Origin of the sequence: Vibrio sp. 1F253, from assembly GCF_041439295.1 — a bacterium.
GTDB classification, from domain to species: Bacteria; Pseudomonadota; Gammaproteobacteria; order Enterobacterales; family Vibrionaceae; genus Vibrio; species Vibrio tasmaniensis_A.
In genome coordinates this window covers 31,183-52,460 of the sequence record NZ_JBGONU010000014.1, presented here as the reverse complement: position 1 = coordinate 52,460, position 21,278 = coordinate 31,183, and the positions used below count along the sequence as shown (strand labels likewise).

Genomic DNA, 21,278 nt, shown 5'->3' with positions numbered 1-21,278 from the left:
TTTTATTTGCTATTTCTTTATCTGTCTTTTGGATCAAGCGCGTCGCGCAGACCATCACCTACGTAGTTAAAGCAGAACAGCGTAACTACCATGAATGCCGCTGGGAATGCCAATTGCCAAATAGCAACTTCCATTGTTTGCGAGCCTTCTTGTAATAGCGCGCCCCAACTTGTCATAGGCTCTTGAACACCAAGACCAAGGAAAGATAAGAATGATTCAGTAAGGATCATGCTCGGAATAAGTAGCGTCGAGTAAACCGCAACAATACCCAATACATTCGGTACGATATGACGTGTAATGATCTTCCATTTACTTACACCACATACGTGAGCAGCCTCGATGAATTCTTTGCTACGTAGACTCAACGTTTGACCACGTACGATTCGTGCCATATCGAGCCAAGCAATAGCACCGATAGCAACAAAGATAAGTACAATATTACGACCAAAGAATGTTACCAGTACGATCACAAGGAACATGAATGGTACTGCGTACAAGATCTCTAGGATACGCATCATCACTCGGTCAGTACGACCGCCAATGAAACCTGAAGCTGCACCGTAAAGCGTACCAATCAGTACCGCTACAAATGCGCCCATCACACCAACCATCAGAGAAATACGGCCGCCGATCATCGTACGGACGTATAAGTCACGACCTAAACTGTCGGTACCAAACCAATGATCCGCATTTGGACCAACGTGCATTGCGTACCAATCAGTATCATCGTAAGCATGCTGCGCCAACATAGGTAAGAAGATTACCGATAGCACCATGATAATTAGAATGAACAGGCTTATCATTGCCGCTTTGTTGCGCATAAAACGAATACGCGCATCCTGCCACAAACTACGACCTTCAATTTCCAAATTCTCAGAGAATTTTTCGATCGCTTCTAAGTTTTCTTTTTTCTTCAACATAACCATGCGTCCCTGCTAGTAGCGAATTTTCGGGTCAATAAGCGCTAGTAAAATATCAACGATTGCGTTGAACAAGATGAATAGGAAACCAATCAAAATGGTTACACCCATTACTAACGAATAATCACGGTTAAACGCGGCGTTAACAAACAGCTTACCGATACCCGGTAGGCCGAAGATGGTTTCAACAACAACTGAACCTGTGATGATACCTACGAACGCAGGCCCCATGTATGAAACAACAGGTAGCATTGCTGGCTTAAGCGCATGTTTAAGAACGATATAACGGTAACTTAGGCCTTTAGCACGAGCGGTACGGATAAAGTTACTGTTTAGGGTTTCGATCATGCTACCGCGAGTGATACGAGCAAAGGTTGCTACGTATAGAAGAGACATCGCGATAACGGGTAGGACGATGTACATGTACGTACCCCCGTGCCAACCACCTGCTGGGAATATATGCCAGTGTAGAGAGAATAGGTAGATAAGCGCTGGTGCCAACACGAAGGATGGCAGCACCACCCCGAGCATGGCGGTCGACATTATGGTGTAGTCGATCCAGGTATTGTGCTTCAACGCGGCTATAGTACCGACGGTGACCCCCATAATTAGCGTAAAGATAAAGGCAACGAAGCCTACCTTCGCAGATACTGGAAGTGCTACAGCGATCAGCTCATTTACTGTGTAATCTTGATATTTGAAAGATGGACCAAAATCACCCTGAAGGATGTTGGTCAAGTACGTGGTGTACTGTTCAAATACAGGTTTATCTAAGCCATATTTAGCTTCGATGTTAGCCATAACTTCTGGCGGTAATGGACGCTCGCTTGAAAACGGGTTACCCGGTGCGAAACGCATAAGAAAGAAAGATATAGTGATCAACACCAACATGGTTGGAATCGCTTCAAATATCCTTTTCATAATGAATTTAAGCATAAACTCACTCTTTCAGTCTGTGACAATTAAAATTAGAAAGACGCTACATGCGCGCCCTGCGCATGTAGTGTCTGTATCGTTATAGTTATATTAACTTTTTAGAATCTAAGCTCTTATTATTCAGCTTTGATGTAGAGATCTTTTGAGTAGATTTTATCTTCCGCATTATTAGTTGGGAAGCCACCTACATGTGGGTTAAGTAAACGCGTTTTAACGTACTGATAGATAGGAGCAATAGGCATATCGTTCGCCATTAGCTTCTCTGCTTCTAAATACAGTTCGTTACGTTCTTGTTCTGAAGTGGAGTTAATAGCCTTGTCTATCAAAGTGTCATAATCACGATTTCCCCAATGTTGGCCGCCTGTCGTATTAGCACTTACCATCAAGGTCAAAAATGTAGACGCTTCATTGTAGTCACCACACCAACCTGCACGAGCTACTTCAAAGTTGCCAGTATCTTTAGAAGATAGGTAAGTTTTCCATTCTTGATTTTCAAGTGTAACCTTAAGACCCAGTGTCTTCTTCCACATAGAACCTAGTGCTACAGCAACTTTCTTGTGATTCTCATCAGTGTTATATAAGAGGGAGAACTCAAGAGGATTGTCTTTTCCGAAACCCGCTTCTTCAAGAAGGCGCGCCGCTTCAGCATTACGTTCTTTTTGAGACATCTTGCCGTATTGAGGAAGCTCAGGTTCGAACCCAGCAGTAATTTCCGGCGTGAGGAAATACGCAGGTTTCTGTCCTTGCCCCATGATTGCACCAGCGACTATGTCACGATCAATCGCATAAGAAATAGCCTTACGTACACGAACATCATCGAAAGGCTTTTTCTTAGTGTTAAATGAGTAGTAGTAGCTACAAAGGTTACCCACAACGGATAGATCTTCTGGATGTTCTTTTTTCATACGCTTGAAATGCTCAATTGGCAGATCATCTGTAAAATCGATTTCACCAGATAGGAAACGGTTCATTTCCGCTACTTGGTTTTCGATTGGCAGGAACGTGACTTTGTTTAGAACAGTCTTATCATTGTTCCAGTATTGGTCGTTACGCTTAAGTACTAGGCGTTCGTTAACAACCCATTTATCAACAGCAAATGCACCATTACCAACAAAGTGATCTGGCTTAGTCCATTGGTCACCGTACTTTTCAACAGTTGCTTTATGTACTGGCTTAACTGTTGTGTGGCCCATCATCATTACGAAATATGGTACCGCTGTATCTAGTTCAACAACAAACGTGTTTGCATCTACAGCTTTAACACCTAGCTCACTCTTGTCTTTCTTACCCGCTACGATGTCTTTCGCGTTCACCATCTTGGTATATTCCATGTACCAAGCATATGGAGAAGCAGTGGCAGGATCGACTGCACGTTGCCAGCTGTAAACGAAATCTTCAGCTGTTACAGGATCGCCGTTAGACCATTTTGCATCTTTACGTAGGTGGAAAGTGAATGTTTTGTTGTCCGTCGTTTCCCAGCTTTCGGCTACACCTGGGATTGTATTACCTTCGCCATCTTGGTTCACTAGACCTTCTAGAAGATCACGAATTACGTGAGATTCTGGTACACCTTGAGATTTGTGTGGGTCGATAGTCGCAACTTCAGTACCGTTACCGCGAACAAGTTCCTGAACTTTTGCTAGTTCTGTACCTGCTGGAACTTCAGCAGCGATAGAAAGAGTAGAAGTGGCAGCCACTGCCAAACCAGCACCTAGAAGAAGGGCCTGAGTGATTTTATTCTTGTACATTTAATAAACTCCAAGTTTTTCGTATTGCATCCATGACTTCTTTGCTAAGTTCACTGAACGGCAGTGATTTAGATTTATTTAGCTTAAAATATAAGCATAAAAATCTAAAACCTTACAAAGATTGAGGCACACACTATCAACCATTGAAGTAATTTGCCATAAACAAGTCGCAAAAAATCGGATAATTCTCCGAAATACTCAAGGTATCAGTGTAAATATCTAATAAAATCCTAATGAATAGTGAGTTACACATAGGGATTTATTAAATAACAGCCTTTAGTGTTGATGTATCTGTGTTGATACTTTTTTTAGCATCTTATGCTAGAACACCTTTGATAAGTTAACATTAATGCCACATTAAATCTAAGTGCACATCACATATCCCCTAAATAGACTGTACTATTTGTGAGGGTTATCACTTTATACAAAACAGCATAATGCACTGCACCAAAACAGATGCAGAGCTGCACCAGTACAGAAAAAATAAGCCAAAGAATTTATATGCAACTCGAATGATTAATCATTTAATAAACACCCTATTTTTTATAAATGACTTTGTTGCACGCACAAAAAAACCGACGTTCAACGTCGGCTTTATTACCTAAGTCCTAACCTGAAATGCGTTATCACGTTAAGGACGAAACATTATGTGGGATAATTTACTTTTTCCAGCGCTCTGCAGCTTTGGTATCAGAATCGCGAGAATCAACCCAGCGAGTTGTTTCAGTGGTACGTTCTTTTTTCCAAAACGGCGCTTTGGTTTTGAGGAAGTCCATAACAAACTCGCACGCTTCGAAGGCAGCCCCTCGGTGCGCACTGGATACACCAACGTAAACAATCTGGTCACCGATATCTAGGTCACCAACACGGTGAATCACTCGCATCTTCTGAATAGGCCAGCGCGCTTCAGCTTGATCACAGATCTCGCTCAGCGACTTCTCTGTCATACCCGGATAGTGCTCTAGAGACAAACCAATCACGTTGTCGCCAAGGTTCATGTCGCGAACTTTACCAACAAACGTCACTACCGCTCCTGCAGCTGTGCCTTGAGCTAGATAATCGTATTCGTCACCCACAGAAAAATCTTCTGCCGTAACTAGTACTCTTGGATCAATAACTCGAGAGTCGTTCATGGCTAACCTCCAGTAACAGGTGGGAAGAAAGCCACTTCATCGCCGTCTTTCACTTCAGTTGTCAAAGGTACGATTGATTGGTTAAGCGCAGCCAGAAGTTTGCCCTCCTCCAATGCGATATCCCATTTGCCTTCTTGTGTTACAAGGTGGCTGCGAATCGCTTCAATAGTATTGAATTGTGCATCGACTTCTAGGCTATCGACACCGACAAGTTCACGAGTTTGAGCAAAGAACAGTACAGTAATCATGATTCCACCTTGAAGTGACCAGATTTACCACCCGTCTTCTCTAACAGGCGTACATTTTCGATAACAATGTCTTTTTGAACGGCTTTACACATATCGTAAATCGTTAGCGCAGCAACAGAAGCAGCCGTAAGCGCTTCCATCTCAACGCCCGTCTTACCCGCAAGTTTACAAACAGATTCAATGCGAACCTTGTTTTCAGACTCGATAGCTTCTAGCTGCACTTCGACTTTAGTTAGTAGTAGAGGGTGACACAGTGGAATCAAGTCCCACGTTTTCTTAGCCGCTTGGATGCCAGCAATACGTGCCGTCGCAAAAACATCACCCTTATGGTGGCTACCAGAAACAATCAGTTCTAGCGTTTCAGCTGACATTTGAACGAAAGCTTCCGCTCTCGCTTCGCGTACAGTTTCCGCTTTAGCCGATACATCGACCATGTTCGCTTCGCCAGACGCGTTAATGTGGGTAAATTGGCTCATGCTCAAACCACCTTATACAGAAAGATGTGGCATGAAGTTACAAGGACGGTGGCTAGCATCCATCTGTTGTTTGATGATCTTAGTCCAACCTGTACGGCACGCACCTGTAGAACCTGGCATCGCAAAGATAACCGTGTGGTTAGCAAAACCCGCGATTGCACGCGATTGAATCGTCGAAGTACCAATCTCTTCGTAAGACACTTGGCGGAATAGCTCACCAAAGCCTTCTACTTCTTTGTCGAACAGTGGCTTAAGTGCTTCTGGGGTGCTGTCACGAGAAGTAAAACCCGTACCACCAGTGATCATGATCGCTTGGACGCTGTCATCAGCAATCCACTGAGATACGATCGCACGGATCTTGTACATGTCATCGATAACAATTTGCTTATCAACCACGTTGTGACCCGCTTCTTTAGCATGCTCAGCTAGGTAACCACCTGACGTGTCATTTTCTTCTGTACGAGTATCTGAAACCGTTAATACTGCAATGTTCGCTGCTTGAAATTTGCTTTCTGCGTGACCCATTTGTTCACCTATATAAATTTTTCGATGATTAGACTTATTCGCCCGGCTTAAAGAAGCTGAGCGATAAAATGCTTTAGAGTATATAGCGGGTTAACCGCCGATTGACGCCAAGTTTGGAGTCATGCCGCTGTTGCCATCGTGTAAGAAGTGGCTAACGGACTTGGTTTGAAGCTGAGCCTGAATTCGATCAATGAGCTCTTGCTCTTGTTGATCTTCTTGAATTAGATCTCTCAGTTCAACACCATGGTCGCCAAACAGACATAAGTGAAGTTTACCGGTCGCAGAAACACGCAGTCGGTTACAACTCTCACAAAAGTCTTTCTCGTAAGGCATGATCAAACCGATTTCACCCTTGTAGTCTGGGTGGACAAACACTTGCGCGGGGCCATCATTAACGGCTTTGACTTTTAACAGCCAACCATTAGCAATAAGCTGGTTGCGGATCGCAACGCCAGACACATGGTGTTTATCGAACAACTCGTCCATCTCGCCAGTTTTCATCAGCTCGATAAAACGTAATTGAATAGGTTTGTCTTTGATCCAATTAAGGAAGGCTGGTAATTCCTGACTATTGAGGTCTTTCATCAATACGACGTTGACTTTGACTTGTTCAAAGCCAACCTCAAACGCTTTATCAATACCTCGCATAACCTCAGTAAACTTGTTCTCACCAGTGATCTGATGGAACATGCGCGAATCTAAGCTATCCACGCTCACGTTTATATGGGTTAAACCAGCATCACGCCATTGCCCTACTTGTTTCTCCATGCGGTAGCCATTCGTTGTGGTGGCTACTTTTTCGATGCCTGGAGTAGAAGCAACGGTATGTATGATTTCAGGAAAGTCTTTACGCAGACTCGGCTCTCCGCCAGTAATGCGGATCTTTGAGGTACCACAATCAGCAAACGCTTTAACAACGCGTTTGATCTCAGGAACACTTAAAAAAGACGAGTTTTTTTGCCCTGACGGTTTATAACCATCTGGCAAGCAGTAAGTACATTTAAAGTTACAGACGTCTGTAACCGACAAGCGCAAGTAATAAAACTTGCGATGGAATCTATCTTCGAATTGTTGCGCCACGGAACACCTTTCCAAACACGGGAGGCATAATCATTTCCAATTAAGCCCTTGTGACAACATGTCACTGGCTCTTGATGCGTATCGGTACAGCAAATACCACTGTGCGACTTAGCATGCGAGAGCTCGGAGTTATGGCAACTGCGCTTTATATTCACACGCGCAGTAGCTGAGTAATAAAATACTTAATATTTGTACGTGAATCTAGCTTTGATGACAAAAAACGAGTCACATCGGCAAAAAAAACGTATCAAACCCTCAAAATAACTCTTGTTGAGTATCTGACGAGAAGCATTTAACCTAAATTATAGTTGGTAATAATCTAACAAGAACAAAAAATGAATATTTACTCTTCAAAAAAAGTGGTCGCAATTGGTGGTGGTCACGGCTTAGGTCGTATGCTTGCGGCATTAAAAGACTTTGGTAGCAATGCGACAGGCATTGTTGCAACCACAGATAACGGTGGATCAACCGGGCGTATTCGAGATTGCCAAGGTGGCATCGCTTGGGGTGATACTCGTAACTGTATCAACCAGCTAATCACCGAGCCTTCGATCAGTTCGATGATGTTCGAATACCGCTTTCGCGGTCAAGGTGAACTCGATGGTCACAACCTCGGAAACCTGATGCTTACTGCGCTAGACAACCTTTCTGTTCGCCCATTGGAAGCAATCAACCTGATTCGTAACATGCTTAAAGTCGATGTAAATATTGTACCAATGACGGAACACCCTTCCGATCTCACCGCTTTATCAATGGACGGCCGTTGGGTAACCGGCGAAACCAACGTTGATGACATGACAGAAAAACTGCGCATGATGGACTTGTCTCCAGAAGTGCCTGCGACCAGAGAAGCCGTTGCAGCGGTCGAACAAGCAGACTGTATCGTGCTTGGTCCGGGAAGTTTTCTAACCAGTGTTATGCCGCCCCTTCTACTGCCAGAGATTGGTAAAGCGATCGCAGGTAATACTAAAGCCAAGGTGATCTTCGTTGAAAACCTGTCGCCAGAGCATGGACCTGCAGGGAAAATGACGCTACAAGAGCAATTGGAGTGGTGTGAACGTACCTGCAAGACAAGAAAGATCGACATTGTTTTGGGTAACGCGCCCCATCCGGAACTTGAAGGGCTATGGAATTGCGTGACTACTGACCTTGCCTCTCCAAATAGAGATTGGAGACACGACCGCGTAAAACTCCAACAAGCAATTAGGGATCAGTTGGTTTAAGTCAGTTTTCTGAATCTATTTACCAAACAAAAACAAAAAGGAGCACGATGCTCCTTTTTAAATTCATTGATGACAGACCACTTTAGAGCGTTAAAGCTCTGTCATTAACTGCTGGTACTCTTGGTAGGTGGATAACAAAATATCCTGCATACCTTGAAAGTCGACCTCTGTCATTGGCAGCGCTTGTTTCACTTTTGCATCTAGGCTAATCGCAAAACTACACAAAGAGTCCGCTCCAAAGCTCGCAGCACTACTCTTAAGTGCATGGCTAATATCCGCTAAATACTTAGATGTGTCTGACTCTTTATTTAGCTCTAAATGTTCGTAGTATCCCTTCAGTTCACCTAAAAATATTTCCAGTAACACTGGGACATTCTCTTGCCCTATTTCACCGGCAAGCTCATCAACTTTTTGCTGATTTAATATTATCATCATTGCTCTTTTCTTATTATTTGGTGATTACTGCTTCGCATTCCATGTTTGCAATTTTCGGTATATCGTCGATGGACTGACATCCAAGAAACCTGCCGCACGAGGAACGTTACCGTCACACGCTTTGATGGCCTGTTCGATAGCCGTTTTCTCAGTGATCCACAATGGGAAAATATCTTTTACCGTGATGTCTTCGTTCTGCTTCTCTTTTAAACGGAGACTGTTTTCAATTGGTTGGTTCAATGGCGGTGGAAGCATATTGAGAGTAATCTCTTTACCATTATTCAGTACCACTACATTTCGCAACACATTTTGTAACTGACGAACGTTCCCCGGCCACTCATATTGATTAAAGCGATCGAGTACTTCTTCAGCAAAACGTACGAACGCCTTGCCTTCTTCGACAGACATATAACCCAGCAATGAATATGCAATTTCGATGACATCGTCACCACGCTCACGCAATGGCGGCAAATGCAATGGAATCACATATAAACGGTAGTACAAATCTTCTCTAAAGCGACCTTCTTGAACTTCTTTCCAAGGGTCGCGGTTCGTTGCACATACGAAACGAACATCCACACTCTTCATCTTCGAAGAGCCGACTTTTTGAAAGGTACCAGTTTGAATGAAGCGGAGTAGCTTAGTTTGCAGCTCTAAGTCCATTTCGCACAATTCATCGAGGAACAGGGTTCCACCATCTGCAAGTTCAGCCGCGCCTTGTCGATCCGTTGCTGCCCCGGTAAAGGCTCCTTTAACGTGACCAAACAGTTCACTCTCAATCAAATCTTTAGGAATCGCTGCACAGTTGATCGCGATAAATGGCTTATCGCCACGCTTACTCGCAGCGTGAATGGCTTCAGCACATACCTCTTTACCGGTACCACTTTCACCTGTGATGAAAATACTGGCTTTGCTCGATGCGGCAGAATCGATCGTTCGGTAAACCTGCTGCATGGTTTGACTACTGCCAATAAAGCCTTGATAGTTCTGATTTCCTGGATGTTCCGAGCTATTTTTAAGTTTAGTGGCTTTGCGGATCGCGTTGTTCACCGTAATACGAAGTCGGTCGGCTTCACACGGCTTGATAAGGAAATCTTGGGAGCCATGTCGCATGGCTTCTACTGCGGTATCAATAGAGCCGTGAGCAGTCATGAAGATAACGGGAACTTCCGGATATTTTTGTTTTACAGCAAACAGTACATCCATACCCGTCATATCGGGCAGGCGTAGATCTAATAAAATGAGGTCTGGGATTCGATGGTTCAAACTCTCGATTGCATCGCGGCCAGTACCAACAATGTTAATATCAATTTCGAGCGGTGTAAGATACGATCGATATAACGCTGCTACCGACGCGGTATCTTCTACCATTAACAAATACTTCGATTTGTTATCTAACGTTTTTGATTGCATATCCTAGCCATTTATAATTTGCATTTCTTATTATAATCGCATTCCGCTTTGCATTATGCAAATTAACCACACTATTTATACTGTGTTCGTTTGCTTGCTTCAAACAATCAATGTGTTATCTATGTGGCACGAACGATGCAGTTATCTAACTGACCTTCGGGTCACCTAGCCAACTGACGTTGTTAGTGGACTTTGTGTCCACAGACGTAAGCCAGTAGAACGTTTCCTACTGGCTGTTTTTTTGCCTGAAGCACTCTCAATTCTTATGTTATGGATATAAACGCCTTAAGTTAGAAGTAAAGTTAGCTATTAGAAATAAACTGCTTTCTCAATTGTTCAATTTCATCGCGCTTCTGTGCCGCCAATTCAAATTCCAAATTCTGAGCATGCTGATACATCGCAGCTTCTAGCTTGCTGATCTCTTTATCAAGCTGTTGCGGTGTAAGTACGGCATAACTTTCAGAAGGCTCTGCCACCTTAGATAGAGGAACTTGCTTCGATTGGCGCTGCTGCTTCGACTTGGTTAGATCACCCAACTCCATAATGTCTTTGATATTACGTTTAAGCGCTTGCGGCGTAATACCTTGCTCTTCGTTATAGGCCTGCTGTTTCTCTCTACGGCGGTCGGTTTCATCAATCGCCTTTCTCATTGACTTAGTAATCGAGTCACCATATAGAATTGCTCGACCTTCCAAATTACGAGCTGCACGGCCAATGGTCTGTATCAAAGAACGCTCAGAACGTAAGAAGCCCTCTTTATCAGCATCAAGAATCGCCACCAGCGATACTTCCGGCATATCCAAACCTTCTCGAAGTAAGTTAATGCCCACTAACACGTCAAACTCGCCCAAACGTAGGTCTCTGATAATTTCTACGCGTTCAACGGTATCGATATCAGAGTGCAAGTAACGAACTTTAACGCCATGCTCACTCAGGTATTCAGTTAAGTCCTCTGCCATTCGCTTAGTTAGCGTCGTGACAAGTACACGCTCTTCTTTCACTGAACGTATTCTGATTTCAGACAATAGGTCATCAACCTGAGTCGCGACAGGCCTTACTTCGATAATTGGGTCTAACAAACCAGTAGGACGCACCACTTGATCAGCAATCTCACCATCTGATTTCTCGATTTCGTAATTGCCTGGCGTGGCCGACACAAAAATCGTTTGCGGGGCTATAGACTCAAATTCTTCAAACTTCATTGGACGGTTATCCAATGCCGAAGGCAGACGGAAACCAAACTCAACTAGAGTTTCCTTACGCGAACGGTCACCTTTATACATGGCGCCAATTTGCGGCACGGTCACGTGTGACTCATCGATAATCAACAGACCATCATCAGGCAAGTAATCAAATAACGTCGGAGGCGCTTCCCCTTCAGCACGGCCACTCAAGTATCGTGAATAGTTTTCGATACCAGAACAGAAGCCCAGCTCGGTCATCATCTCGATATCAAACTGAGTTCTTTGAGAGATACGCTGTTCTTCTAGAAGCTTATTATTGTCTTTTAAATATTGAGCTCTATCTCGCAACTCATCCTTAATCTTCTCAATCGCTTCAAGGATTTTCTCTCGTGGAGTGACATAGTGCGTTTTTGGATAAACCGTAAAGCGAGGCAGGTCTCTTTGCTTAACCGCACCAGTTAGTGGGTCAAAGATACTGATGCAATCCACTTCATCATCGAACATTTCAATTCGCACGGCATCTTGGTCAGATTCAGCCGGGAAGATATCAATCACTTCACCACGCACGCGAAATTGACCTCGTTCAAATGCGACGTCGTTTCTTGAATATTGTAGCTCCGCCAAACGGCGCAAAATATCACGCTGATCCATGACCTCACCACGACTCAAGTGAAGCATCATTTTCAAATACGATTTAGGATCACCAAGACCATAGATAGCCGATACAGAAGCCACAATGATGGCGTCTTTTCGCTCTAATAAGGCCTTGGTCGCCGAAAGTCTCATCTGCTCGATATGAGCATTCACCGACGCATCTTTCTCAATGAACGTATCCGTGGTTGGTACATACGCTTCAGGCTGGTAGTAATCGTAGTAAGATACGAAGTACTCAACGGCATTATTTGGAAAGAAGGATTTCATCTCACCATAAAGTTGAGCAGCCAACGTCTTATTCGGTGCTAACAGAATGGCAGGTCTTTGTGATTGGGAAATGACGTTAGCCAGGGTAAAGGTTTTACCAGAGCCCGTTACCCCTAATAGAGTTTGATGCGCCAAACCAGAATCTAGTCCATCTAATAATTTGGTAATTGCCGTCGGCTGGTCACCGGACGGACTGTAGTCCGATACCAAGTCAAAGAGTTTACTCATAGGTCGCCATTTCCATACTGTTTATTTAATCAGGTCATTGTCACTCTAGGAGGAGTGTCGTTGCAACTATTATCTAGAGAAATGCATCTTAAGATTAGATATCAGTTATAGCTTTTATTTTTGGAACTTGGTATTATCCGTGCCCCTGCAAGATCTCTTCAGCTAAATTACTCGATTTTTAATCCACTACTTTTCCCCAAAAAATCTTAAAATAGCACTTGTTTTACTGTTTATTTTATAATCTTAAAAAGTTATACAATCGTAATGTTTCGATATAAAACTTTTAAATACATCACGTTACCGCAGATTTTAACATTTTCAGATTTATCCCAATTATTGTTGTTAAAGTTTCACGCACATACTTATCCACAATTTTGGTGGATAACTAAAGCAAAGCTAAATCTGATAAGGCGTTCAAGAAAGTAAAGTTTTTTATCTTATTTTTTTCTGTTATTTTTTATTGACAGAAAATAGGAGTCTTATTAGAATTCGCGTCGCTAACAAGCAATTCCCCTTTAGTTCAGTTGGTAGAACGGCGGACTGTTAATCCGTATGTCGCAAGTTCAAGTCTTGCAAGGGGAGCCAAATTCAGAAAAAAGCTCAATCGAAAGATTGGGCTTTTTTCGTATATAACTGCGACTAACTTGTTCCAAGTTAATATCACACCCGAATCGTCGGACCGTGCTACCCGCCCGCGTTTAAGTCTCGACAAGGGGGCCAAATTTAAAGAAGCCGCATCACTCGATGCGGCTTTTTGCGTTTTAACGTACTCACTTTCCTAAAAGCCCTCTAAGCAACCGAGCAACAGCCTTGAGTTAGCAACAATCAATTGACTCAAAAGTTCGCTATTTACTTCAACCAATTTCGACCTTTTGGCCGAAGACAAAAGTGAAATCACTGAGTACTCAAATGATCAGACAAAGATCATTGTGATATACCGCTGCACGCTCACACCGTCAAAATCTATGTCTATACTTACTGCAGCTTTGGTAATCAATCGATTACCTGATGTTTTTTTCACCAAGTGTCTAAATCCCTAGTGATCCTTGGTTGTTATTAGGTGAGCAAAACAGGATAATATCGGGATCGGAATCTCAAGAATTAATCCATTATGACCGAATACCTTTTGTTGTTGGTTGGCACAGTGCTGGTCAATAACTTTGTGCTAGTGAAGTTTTTAGGGCTATGTCCTTTCATGGGAGTCTCCAAGAAGTTGGAGACTGCAATTGGCATGGGCCTCGCGACGACTTTCGTTCTAACGTTAGCGTCGGTATCTGCATACCTAGTAGAAACCTACATCCTTACCCCTCTGGGTATTGAATACCTGCGTACCATGAGTTTCATCTTGGTTATTGCGGTGGTTGTTCAATTTACGGAAATGGTCGTTCACAAAACCAGCCCTACCCTTTATCGCCTATTGGGTATCTTTCTGCCTCTTATCACCACCAACTGTGCGGTATTAGGTGTGGCACTTCTGAACATCAATGAAAACCACAACTTCATTCAGTCGATCATCTATGGTTTTGGCGCAGCGGTGGGTTTCTCTCTTGTATTGATCCTATTTGCTGCAATGCGTGAACGTATTGCGGTTGCTGATGTTCCAATGCCATTTAAAGGCGCATCGATTGCGATGATCACAGCTGGCCTAATGTCTCTGGCATTTATGGGCTTTACTGGGTTGGTGAAATAAGCATGAGTACCATTTTAATTGCAATCATTGCACTCGCCGTTTTAGCCGCAATTTTTGGCGCTATCTTAGGCTTTGCTTCTATCCGCTTTAAAGTAGAAGCCGATCCGATCGTTGATCAAATCGACACTATATTGCCGCAAACTCAGTGTGGCCAGTGTGGCTACCCAGGTTGTCGCCCATACGCAGAGGCGATAGCGAACGGAGACAAGATCAACAAGTGTCCTCCAGGCGGCCAAGCAACCATTGAGAAGCTCGCAGACTTAATGGGCGTAGAAGTTGAAGACTCCGCTCATGACTTAGATAACAAAGTAAAAACCGTTGCCTTCATTCATGAAGATATGTGTATCGGCTGTACCAAGTGTATTCAAGCCTGCCCTGTTGATGCCATTGTTGGTGGCACCAAGGCACTTCACACAGTAATCAAAGATGAATGTACAGGTTGTGATCTATGTGTCGCACCGTGCCCTACTGACTGTATCGAAATGATTCCAGTGGCAACAACGACTGAAAATTGGAAATGGCAGATGAACATCATTCCTGTTACTGATATCACTAACCAAGCAACTGATGCGACCGCGTCAGAGCCTAAGGCATAGGGTTAGTATGATCTCTTTAATTGAACAAATTCGCACGGGCTCTATTTGGAACTTCCCGGGCGGTGTGCACCCTGCTGAAAACAAGAAACAGTCGAATACTACTGATATCGTGCATGCAAGGCTCCCAGAAGAAATCGTTCTTCCAGTGAAACAGCACATCGGTAAGCCTGGTAATTTATTGGTTGCTGTCGGTGATGCCGTACTCAAAGGTCAACAACTGACGGCCTTAGAGACTGGTTTTACTTTGCCAGTACATGCACCAACATCGGGTGTGATTACCGCTATCGAACCACGAACCACCGCTCACCCTTCTGGCTTGAGCGACGTGTGCGTGGTTATTAAACCTGATGGCTTAGACGCTTGGATTGAAAAAAATCCAGTTGAAGATTTCTCGACAAAGACTTCTGACGAACTGCTTGATGTGATTCGCCAAGCTGGTATTTCAGGCATGGGCGGCGCAGGCTTCCCTACGGCTAAGAAACTTCAATCAGGCTTAGGTCGTACCGACATTTTGATCGTCAATGCTGCGGAATGTGAACCTTACATCACCTCTGATGACAAGTTGCTGCAAGAGCATGCCGACGAAGTATTAAAAGGCATCGAAGTGGTTGAACACATTCTTCAACCAAAGCTGACGGTTATCGGCATTGAAGACAACAAACCAGACGCGATAAAAGCACTTGAGATTGCAGCGAAAGACAAAGATATCGTCATTCGTGTTATCCCAACTAAATACCCTTCAGGTGGTGAGAAACAGCTGATAAAGACCCTTACTAATAAAGAGGTTCCGGCTGGCGGCATCCCTGCAGACATTGGTGTTTTGGTTCAGAACGTCGGCTCTCTTTACTCGATTAAGCGAGCGGTAATTGACGGCGAACCTGTGGTTAACCGCGTTGTGACATTAACCGGTAAAACCTTTAAGCAACCTCGTAATGTTTGGGCGCTATTAGGTACACCAGTACACGAGTTACTTGAAGAGTTTGGCTACAAAGCCGATAAAAAACTGCCGCGTTTGATTTTGGGTGGCCCTATGATGGGCTTCACCTTGCCACATGCCAATGTGCCAATCACTAAAACGTCGAACTGTATTTTAGCGCCAACGCGTCGTGAGATCTCTCCAAGCACTTACGAGATGGAATGTATTCGTTGTAGCGCGTGTGCCGAGGCTTGCCCCGCATCACTTCTTCCTCAACAACTGCAATGGCATGCGAAAGCCAACGAGTTGGATAAGTGTGAAGAACTGAATATTAAAGACTGTATTGAATGCGGTGCTTGTGCATTTGTCTGCCCAAGTGAAATTCCTCTTGTTCAGTACTACCGCCAAGCAAAAGCTGAGATCAAAACTCGAAAAGATGAAGCCGCTGCAGCAGAGCGCGCCAAGATTCGTTTCGAAGAGAAAAACGCTCGTATGGAGCGTGACAAAGCAGAACGTGAAAACCGCTTCAAAAAAGCCGCTGATAACCGTCGTAAAGACATGAAATCAGCCGACGGTGATGATGCGATTGCAGCTGCGATTGCTCGCGTTAAAGCGCAAAAAGCCGCGGCAGACCAAGCTCCTAATGCGGAACCAGCGGTGAAACCTGCGGTTGCGGCTGCGATTGCCAAGGCAAAAGCAAAACAAGCTGCGGCTCAAAAAGCGGATAGCGCTGAACCAGACAATTCTGAAATGTCGAAACTGCGTGAAGAACGTAAACGACAAGCTCGAGAACGTAAGGCACAACAAGCTGCAACGGATAATCCAGCAGAGAACTCTGGCGATACTAAGAAAGATGCTGTCGCTGCGGCTATTGCTCGCGCTAAAGCAAAGAAAGCTCAACAAGCGGAATCAGCGTCTGAAGCTTCAGCTGAAAGCTCTGGCGATACTAAGAAAGATGCTGTCGCTGCAGCTATTGCTCGCGCTAAAGCCAAGAAAGCTCAACAAGCGGAGTTAGCGTCTGAAGCTTCAGCTGAAAGCTCTGGCGACGCCAAGAAAGATGCTGTCGCTGCAGCTATCGCGCGTGCTAAAGCGAAGAAAGCTCAACAAGCGGAATCAGCTACTCAAACAGAAAGCGAAGCTCCAGCTGAAAGCTCTGGTGATGCCAAGAAAAACGCTGTCGCTGCTGCTATCGCTCGTGCTAAAGCCAAGAAAGCACAACAAGCAGAATCGACTTCTGAGACTCCGGCTGAAAGTTCTGGCGATGCCAAGAAAGATGCTGTCGCTGCGGCTATTGCTCGCGCTAAAGCCAAGAAGGCTCAACAAGCGGAATCTTCTACTCCAACAGCAAGCGAAGCTCCGGTTAAAAGTTCTGGCGATGCTAAGAAAGATGCTGTCGCTGCAGCTATTGCTCGCGCTAAAGCCAAGAAAGCTCAACAAGCGGAGTTAGCGTCTGAAGCTTCAGCTGAAAGCTCTGGCGACGCCAAGAAAGATGCTGTCGCTGCAGCTATCGCGCGTGCTAAAGCGAAGAAAGCTCAACAAGCGGAATCAGCTACTCAAACAGAAAGCGAAGCTCCAGCTGAAAGCTCTGGTGATGCCAAGAAAAACGCTGTCGCTGCTGCTATCGCTCGTGCTAAAGCCAAGAAAGCACAACAAGCAGAATCGACTTCTGAGACTCCGGCTGAAAGTTCTGGCGATGCCAAGAAAGATGCTGTCGCTGCGGCTATTGCTCGCGCTAAAGCCAAGAAGGCTCAACAAGCGGAATCTTCTACTCCAACAGCAAGCGAAGCTCCGGTTAAAAGTTCTGGCGATGCTAAAAAAGATGCTGTCGCTGCGGCCATTGCTCGCGCTAAAGCAAAGAAAGCACAACAAGCTGAATCTTCTACTCAAACAGAAAGCGAAGCTTCAGCTGAAAGCTCTGGTGATGCCAAAAAAGATGCAGTCGCTGCAGCTATTGCTCGCGCCAAAGCCAAGAAAGTACAGCAATCTAAGCAGGTCGAAGCAGAAGCAATCGCTCCTGAAATAGAAGTGGAAGCTGAAATTCAATCAGAACCAGTGGATCCTAAAAAAGCTGCTGTTGCCGCTGCAATAGCTCGCGCTAAAGCAAGAAAGGCACAACAAGCGAAACAGGAAGAATCAGCAGAAACACCTGAATCTGTGGTTGAACCTGTAGTTGAATTAAAGGCTGAAACTCAACAAGAACCAGTCGACCCTAAAAAAGCAGCGGTTGCTGCAGCGATTGCTCGTGCTAAAGCAAGAAAGGCGCAGCAAGAGCAAGACAAAAAGAATAATGAGGAGAAAGAGTAGTGGCCTTCTTTATCGCCAGCTCACCGCACGCGCACAATCGTAGAAGCACCCCCGATCTCATGAAATGGGTCGCTATTTGTGCATTGCCAGGTCTACTAGCTCAAACCTACTTCTTTGGATGGGGTACGCTCATCCAGTTAGTATTTGCTATTGCACTTGCGGTTACCTTTGAAGCCGCTGTAATGCTGCTAAGAAAACGTCCGCCAGTGATGGCATTGCGTGATTACAGTGCGATTGTGACCGCTTGGCTACTCAGTGTCGCGATTCCCCCACACTCTCCATGGTGGATTCTCGTCATCGGTATGTTCTTCGCGATTATCATCGCGAAGCACCTATATGGCGGCCTTGGGCAAAACCCATTTAACCCTGCGATGGTCGCTTACGTTGTTTTGCTGATCTCATTCCCAGTTCAGATGACTAGCTGGAATGCTCCTACTAGCTTAACGGCTGAAGCAACGAGCTTTGTTGACTCCTTCTTGATGATCTTTACTGGTTTCAATAATGAAGGCTTGTCTTTACAACAAGCGCGTCTTGGTATTGATGGCACCACTATGGCGACGCCACTCGATGCCTTCAAAACCGCACTAACGGCAGGTAACACCGCTTCTGAAGCTCTGTCTCAACCTCAATTTAGCTGGTTAGCTGGCGTGGGTTGGGAATGGGTAAACCTTGCTTACCTTATTGGTGGCTTAGTGCTTATCAAGCAACGCGTGATTCAATGGCATATTCCGGTAGCTTTCATCGGCAGCCTTGCGCTGTTTAGCCTGGTATTCTTAATCTTAACTCCAGGTGAAACCGCTTCGCCAACCATTCACCTATTGTCTGGCGCAACCATGCTTGGTGCATTCTTCATTGCAACCGATCCGGTTTCCGCCTCGACGACAGTGAAAGGTCGCTTGGTATTTGGCGCTCTGATTGGCGGGTTAGTCTTTATTATCCGCAGTTGGGGTGGCTTCCCTGATGGCGTGGCGTTTGCTGTATTGTTAGCCAACATGTGTGTTCCACTGATTGACTACTACACCAAACCTCGTACATACGGCCACTAAGGAGCGGATACCATGCTAAATGCAATTAAGAAAAACGGTCTTGTACTTGCGATTTTTGCCTGCGCTTCGACAGGTTTGGTGGCCGTTACTCACTACCTGACCAAAGATCAGATCAAACAACAAGAACAGGCTCAGTTACTGTCTGTGCTTAACCAAGTGATCCCACACGATCTGCACGACAACGAGCTGTTTTCGTCTTGTACTTTGGTTCAAGCAGAAGAGCTTGGTACTGAACAAGCGATGCCGGCTTACATTGCTAAACTCAATGGTGAGCCGAGTGCGATTGCGATCGAGGCGATTGCCCCAGACGGCTACAACGGCGCGATTAAAGTGATTGTTGGAATGAAGATCGACGGTACTATTTTAGGTACTCGCGTGCTTTCTCACCAAGAAACGCCAGGTTTGGGTGATAAGATTGATTTGCGTGTAAGTGATTGGATTCTTTCGTTTGCAGGCAAACAAGTGACAGATTCTAATCTTGACCGTTGGAAGGTTCGTAAAGACGGTGGTGACTTTGACCAGTTTACTGGTGCAACCATCACACCAAGAGCGGTCGTGAAGTCAGTCAAACAAGCGGTGCAATACGTTAACCAAAACAACCAAGCATTGCTTGCTCAACCTCTAAATTGTGGTGGTGAATAATGAGTGACCATAAAACACTGATCAAAAATGGCATGTGGGCCAATAACCCTGCCCTAGTACAACTCCTTGGCTTATGTCCGCTGTTGGCTGTCTCTTCGACTGTGACTAACGCTCTTGGATTAGGTATCGCTACCTTGCTTGTACTAGTCGGCTCGAACGTGTCTGTATCTTTGGTTCGAAACCATGTGCCAAAAGAAGTGCGTATTCCAGTATTCGTGATGATCATTGCTTCACTAGTAACCTGTGTTCAACTTCTGATGAACGCTTACGCGTATGGCCTTTACCTCTCTTTGGGTATCTTTATCCCGCTGATCGTAACCAACTGTATCATCATTGGCCGAGCGGAAGCTTTCGCGTCTAAAAACGAAGTTTTACCTGCTGCTCAAGATGGTTTCTGGATGGGTCTTGGCATGACATCGGTACTGGTTGTATTGGGTGCAATGCGCGAGGTTATTGGTAACGGAACTCTATTTGATGGCGCAGACCTACTCCTTGGTGATTGGGCTTCGGTGTTACGAATCCAGATATTCCAATTTGATAACAGCTTCTTGTTAGCCCTGCTACCACCCGGTGCCTTCATTGGTGTTGGTTTCTTGATTGCTTTGAAAAACATCATCGACAACCAAGCTAAATCTAGACAGCCAAAACAAGAAAAACCAGCTATTGAACGCGCTCGCGTTACCAATGCCTGATAAGTTACAGTAGCTTAAACCCTGCTGAGTAGCTCAACCGCTCAGCAGGTAAATAGATTGACCAAGCACACATAATAATGACGCTCATAAGAGCGCGTAACCGATGATAAAGCCTGAACCATTGCGGAACTTGTTATTTTAAAACGAGTAAGTTTGAAAGAACTTCGCCGGAACTCAAGCCCTAACTATTTGAAAGTAATGTCGCTATGAACAATGTAAAACGAGTAGAAATACTTGAGCGTTTAAGAGAAAACAATCCAAAGCCAGAAACCGAGCTTAATTGGAACAGCCCTTTCGAGTTGCTGATCGCAGTGCTCTTATCTGCGCAGGCAACCGATGTCAGCGTCAACAAAGCCACTGATAAGCTGTACCCTGTGGCGAATACTCCACAGGCTATTTTCGACCTAGGTGTCGACGGCCTAAAAGAGTACATCAAGACCATCGGCCTATTTAATTCGAAAGCAGAAAACACCATCAAAACGTGTCGTATGCTGCTTGACCTACATAATGGTGAAGTACCGGAAGATCGTGCTGCGTTAGAAGCCCTTCCAGGTGTAGGCCGCAAAACAGCAAACGTAGTGTTAAATACTGCATTCGGTTGGCCAACCATTGCCGTTGATACTCACATCTATCGTGTATCAAACCGCACTAAGTTAGCAATGGGTAAAACGGTCGATGATGTTGAAGCTAAGCTGCTCAAAGTCATCCCAAAAGAATTCAAACTGGATGTCCACCATTGGCTCATTCTTCATGGACGTTACACCTGTGTCGCGCGTAAACCGCGCTGTGGCAGCTGTATAATTGAAGACCTATGTGAGTTCAAGGAAAAAACCGACGTCTAGGCTAGCTCTAAGCGAATGAAGCTAAGAAGCTAAGAAGCTAAGAAGCTAAGAAGCTAAGAAGCTAAGAAGCTAAGAAGCTA

19 protein-coding genes, 1 tRNA gene and 1 riboswitch are annotated in these 21,278 nt (G+C 44.7%); of the genes, 9 read left to right on the top strand and 11 right to left on the bottom strand.

The genetic code is table 11. From position 1 onward, the window contains the following. Nucleotides 1-17 precede the first annotated feature (17 nt). The 8 genes from oppC to moaA form a co-directional block, all read right to left on the bottom strand. Nucleotides 18-920, bottom strand: a complete 903-nt coding sequence (gene oppC / locus ACED28_RS09390; RefSeq protein WP_009848636.1) for an oligopeptide ABC transporter permease OppC — start codon at nucleotides 918-920, stop codon at nucleotides 18-20. Nucleotides 921-935: 15 nt separating this feature from the next. Further along, the gene (oppB, locus tag ACED28_RS09385; RefSeq protein WP_371709722.1) at nucleotides 936-1,856 is read right to left on the bottom strand and encodes an oligopeptide ABC transporter permease OppB; all 921 of its coding nucleotides are present in this window, start codon (nucleotides 1,854-1,856) and stop codon (nucleotides 936-938) included. A gap of 116 nt (nucleotides 1,857-1,972) precedes the next feature. Beyond that, the gene (locus ACED28_RS09380; RefSeq protein ID WP_371709721.1) at nucleotides 1,973-3,604 is read right to left on the bottom strand and encodes an ABC transporter substrate-binding protein; all 1,632 of its coding nucleotides are present in this window, start codon (nucleotides 3,602-3,604) and stop codon (nucleotides 1,973-1,975) included. 659 nt (nucleotides 3,605-4,263) lie between these two features. Next, on the bottom strand, nucleotides 4,264-4,737 hold the full coding sequence (gene moaE / locus ACED28_RS09375; protein ID WP_009848639.1) for a molybdopterin synthase catalytic subunit MoaE: 474 nt from the start codon (nucleotides 4,735-4,737) through the stop codon (nucleotides 4,264-4,266). Between the two features lie 2 nt (nucleotides 4,738-4,739). Then, the gene (gene moaD / locus ACED28_RS09370; RefSeq protein ID WP_009848640.1) at nucleotides 4,740-4,985 is read right to left on the bottom strand and encodes a molybdopterin synthase sulfur carrier subunit; all 246 of its coding nucleotides are present in this window, start codon (nucleotides 4,983-4,985) and stop codon (nucleotides 4,740-4,742) included. Further along, entirely contained in the window at nucleotides 4,982-5,461 is a 480-nt protein-coding gene (gene moaC, locus ACED28_RS09365; RefSeq protein ID WP_004734026.1) for a cyclic pyranopterin monophosphate synthase MoaC, read from the bottom strand. Before moaC ends, moaD begins: the two co-directional genes overlap by 4 nt. Before the next feature lie 12 nt (nucleotides 5,462-5,473). Further along, on the bottom strand, nucleotides 5,474-5,986 hold the full coding sequence (gene moaB / locus ACED28_RS09360; RefSeq protein WP_010437177.1) for a molybdenum cofactor biosynthesis protein B: 513 nt from the start codon (nucleotides 5,984-5,986) through the stop codon (nucleotides 5,474-5,476). A 90-nt stretch (nucleotides 5,987-6,076) separates the two neighbouring features. Continuing rightward, nucleotides 6,077-7,066 (bottom strand): GTP 3',8-cyclase MoaA, encoded by a 990-nt coding sequence (moaA, locus tag ACED28_RS09355; protein WP_009848642.1) that lies wholly within the window; start codon nucleotides 7,064-7,066, stop codon nucleotides 6,077-6,079. Continuing rightward, nucleotides 7,055-7,207, bottom strand: a riboswitch (molybdenum cofactor riboswitch). Its footprint overlaps the gene before it by 12 nt. Before the next feature lie 194 nt (nucleotides 7,208-7,401). Here moaA and ACED28_RS09350 point away from each other — a divergent pair. Then, on the top strand, nucleotides 7,402-8,289 hold the full coding sequence (locus ACED28_RS09350) for a YvcK family protein (RefSeq protein WP_371694430.1): 888 nt from the start codon (nucleotides 7,402-7,404) through the stop codon (nucleotides 8,287-8,289). Nucleotides 8,290-8,379: 90 nt separating this feature from the next. Here ACED28_RS09350 and luxU read toward each other — a convergent pair whose 3' ends face one another. The 3 genes from luxU to uvrB form a co-directional block, all read right to left on the bottom strand. After that, nucleotides 8,380-8,724 (bottom strand): quorum-sensing phosphorelay protein LuxU, encoded by a 345-nt coding sequence (gene luxU / locus ACED28_RS09345; RefSeq protein WP_009848644.1) that lies wholly within the window; start codon nucleotides 8,722-8,724, stop codon nucleotides 8,380-8,382. 24 nt (nucleotides 8,725-8,748) lie between these two features. After that, entirely contained in the window at nucleotides 8,749-10,137 is a 1,389-nt protein-coding gene (luxO, locus tag ACED28_RS09340) for a quorum-sensing sigma-54 dependent transcriptional regulator LuxO (protein WP_371709720.1), read from the bottom strand. 302 nt (nucleotides 10,138-10,439) lie between these two features. Beyond that, nucleotides 10,440-12,470, bottom strand: coding sequence for an excinuclease ABC subunit UvrB (gene uvrB / locus ACED28_RS09335; protein WP_371709719.1), 2,031 nt, complete (start codon nucleotides 12,468-12,470; stop codon nucleotides 10,440-10,442). 509 nt (nucleotides 12,471-12,979) lie between these two features. Between uvrB and ACED28_RS09330 the strand changes: the two genes are divergently transcribed. The 8 genes from ACED28_RS09330 to nth all read left to right on the top strand — a co-directional run bounded on the left by ACED28_RS09330 (nucleotide 12,980) and on the right by nth (nucleotide 21,198). Then, nucleotides 12,980-13,055 (top strand) — tRNA-Asn (locus ACED28_RS09330). A 526-nt stretch (nucleotides 13,056-13,581) separates the two neighbouring features. Beyond that, nucleotides 13,582-14,160 carry an electron transport complex subunit RsxA gene (gene rsxA, locus ACED28_RS09325; RefSeq protein ID WP_004734039.1) on the top strand — a complete coding sequence of 193 codons (579 nt, stop codon included), beginning with the start codon at nucleotides 13,582-13,584 and terminating at the stop codon, nucleotides 14,158-14,160. A gap of 2 nt (nucleotides 14,161-14,162) precedes the next feature. Then, entirely contained in the window at nucleotides 14,163-14,756 is a 594-nt protein-coding gene (rsxB, locus tag ACED28_RS09320; RefSeq protein WP_017103577.1) for an electron transport complex subunit RsxB, read from the top strand. Nucleotides 14,757-14,763: 7 nt separating this feature from the next. Continuing rightward, the gene (rsxC, locus tag ACED28_RS09315) at nucleotides 14,764-17,976 is read left to right on the top strand and encodes an electron transport complex subunit RsxC (protein WP_371709718.1); all 3,213 of its coding nucleotides are present in this window, start codon (nucleotides 14,764-14,766) and stop codon (nucleotides 17,974-17,976) included. After that, nucleotides 17,976-19,022, top strand: coding sequence for an electron transport complex subunit RsxD (rsxD, locus tag ACED28_RS09310; protein ID WP_371709716.1), 1,047 nt, complete (start codon nucleotides 17,976-17,978; stop codon nucleotides 19,020-19,022). Before rsxC ends, rsxD begins: the two co-directional genes overlap by 1 nt. A gap of 12 nt (nucleotides 19,023-19,034) precedes the next feature. Continuing rightward, nucleotides 19,035-19,664 (top strand): electron transport complex subunit RsxG, encoded by a 630-nt coding sequence (gene rsxG, locus ACED28_RS09305; RefSeq protein ID WP_048662060.1) that lies wholly within the window; start codon nucleotides 19,035-19,037, stop codon nucleotides 19,662-19,664. After that, on the top strand, nucleotides 19,664-20,356 hold the full coding sequence (locus tag ACED28_RS09300) for an electron transport complex subunit E (RefSeq protein WP_017088559.1): 693 nt from the start codon (nucleotides 19,664-19,666) through the stop codon (nucleotides 20,354-20,356). The genes rsxG and ACED28_RS09300 overlap by 1 nt, the downstream gene beginning before the upstream one ends. Before the next feature lie 206 nt (nucleotides 20,357-20,562). Further along, nucleotides 20,563-21,198: an endonuclease III gene (gene nth, locus ACED28_RS09295; RefSeq protein WP_010437137.1), complete on the top strand. Its 636-nt coding sequence runs from the start codon at nucleotides 20,563-20,565 to the stop codon at nucleotides 21,196-21,198. Nucleotides 21,199-21,278: the final 80 nt, after the last annotated feature.

Coding starts and splice junctions, on each gene's coding strand:
- oppC (WP_009848636.1), bottom strand. CDS start 920: ATGTTGAAGAAAAAAGAAAACTTAGAAGCGATCGAAAAATTCTCTGAG.
- oppB (WP_371709722.1), bottom strand. CDS start 1,856: ATGCTTAAATTCATTATGAAAAGGATATTTGAAGCGATTCCAACCATG.
- ACED28_RS09380 (WP_371709721.1), bottom strand. CDS start 3,604: ATGTACAAGAATAAAATCACTCAGGCCCTTCTTCTAGGTGCTGGTTTG.
- moaE (WP_009848639.1), bottom strand. CDS start 4,737: ATGAACGACTCTCGAGTTATTGATCCAAGAGTACTAGTTACGGCAGAA.
- moaD (WP_009848640.1), bottom strand. CDS start 4,985: ATGATTACTGTACTGTTCTTTGCTCAAACTCGTGAACTTGTCGGTGTC.
- moaC (WP_004734026.1), bottom strand. CDS start 5,461: ATGAGCCAATTTACCCACATTAACGCGTCTGGCGAAGCGAACATGGTC.
- moaB (WP_010437177.1), bottom strand. CDS start 5,986: ATGGGTCACGCAGAAAGCAAATTTCAAGCAGCGAACATTGCAGTATTA.
- ACED28_RS09350 (WP_371694430.1), top strand. CDS start 7,402: ATGAATATTTACTCTTCAAAAAAAGTGGTCGCAATTGGTGGTGGTCAC.
- luxU (WP_009848644.1), bottom strand. CDS start 8,724: ATGATGATAATATTAAATCAGCAAAAAGTTGATGAGCTTGCCGGTGAA.
- luxO (WP_371709720.1), bottom strand. CDS start 10,137: ATGCAATCAAAAACGTTAGATAACAAATCGAAGTATTTGTTAATGGTA.
- uvrB (WP_371709719.1), bottom strand. CDS start 12,470: ATGAGTAAACTCTTTGACTTGGTATCGGACTACAGTCCGTCCGGTGAC.
- rsxA (WP_004734039.1), top strand. CDS start 13,582: ATGACCGAATACCTTTTGTTGTTGGTTGGCACAGTGCTGGTCAATAAC.
- rsxB (WP_017103577.1), top strand. CDS start 14,163: ATGAGTACCATTTTAATTGCAATCATTGCACTCGCCGTTTTAGCCGCA.
- rsxC (WP_371709718.1), top strand. CDS start 14,764: ATGATCTCTTTAATTGAACAAATTCGCACGGGCTCTATTTGGAACTTC.
- rsxG (WP_048662060.1), top strand. CDS start 19,035: ATGCTAAATGCAATTAAGAAAAACGGTCTTGTACTTGCGATTTTTGCC.
- ACED28_RS09300 (WP_017088559.1), top strand. CDS start 19,664: ATGAGTGACCATAAAACACTGATCAAAAATGGCATGTGGGCCAATAAC.
- nth (WP_010437137.1), top strand. CDS start 20,563: ATGAACAATGTAAAACGAGTAGAAATACTTGAGCGTTTAAGAGAAAAC.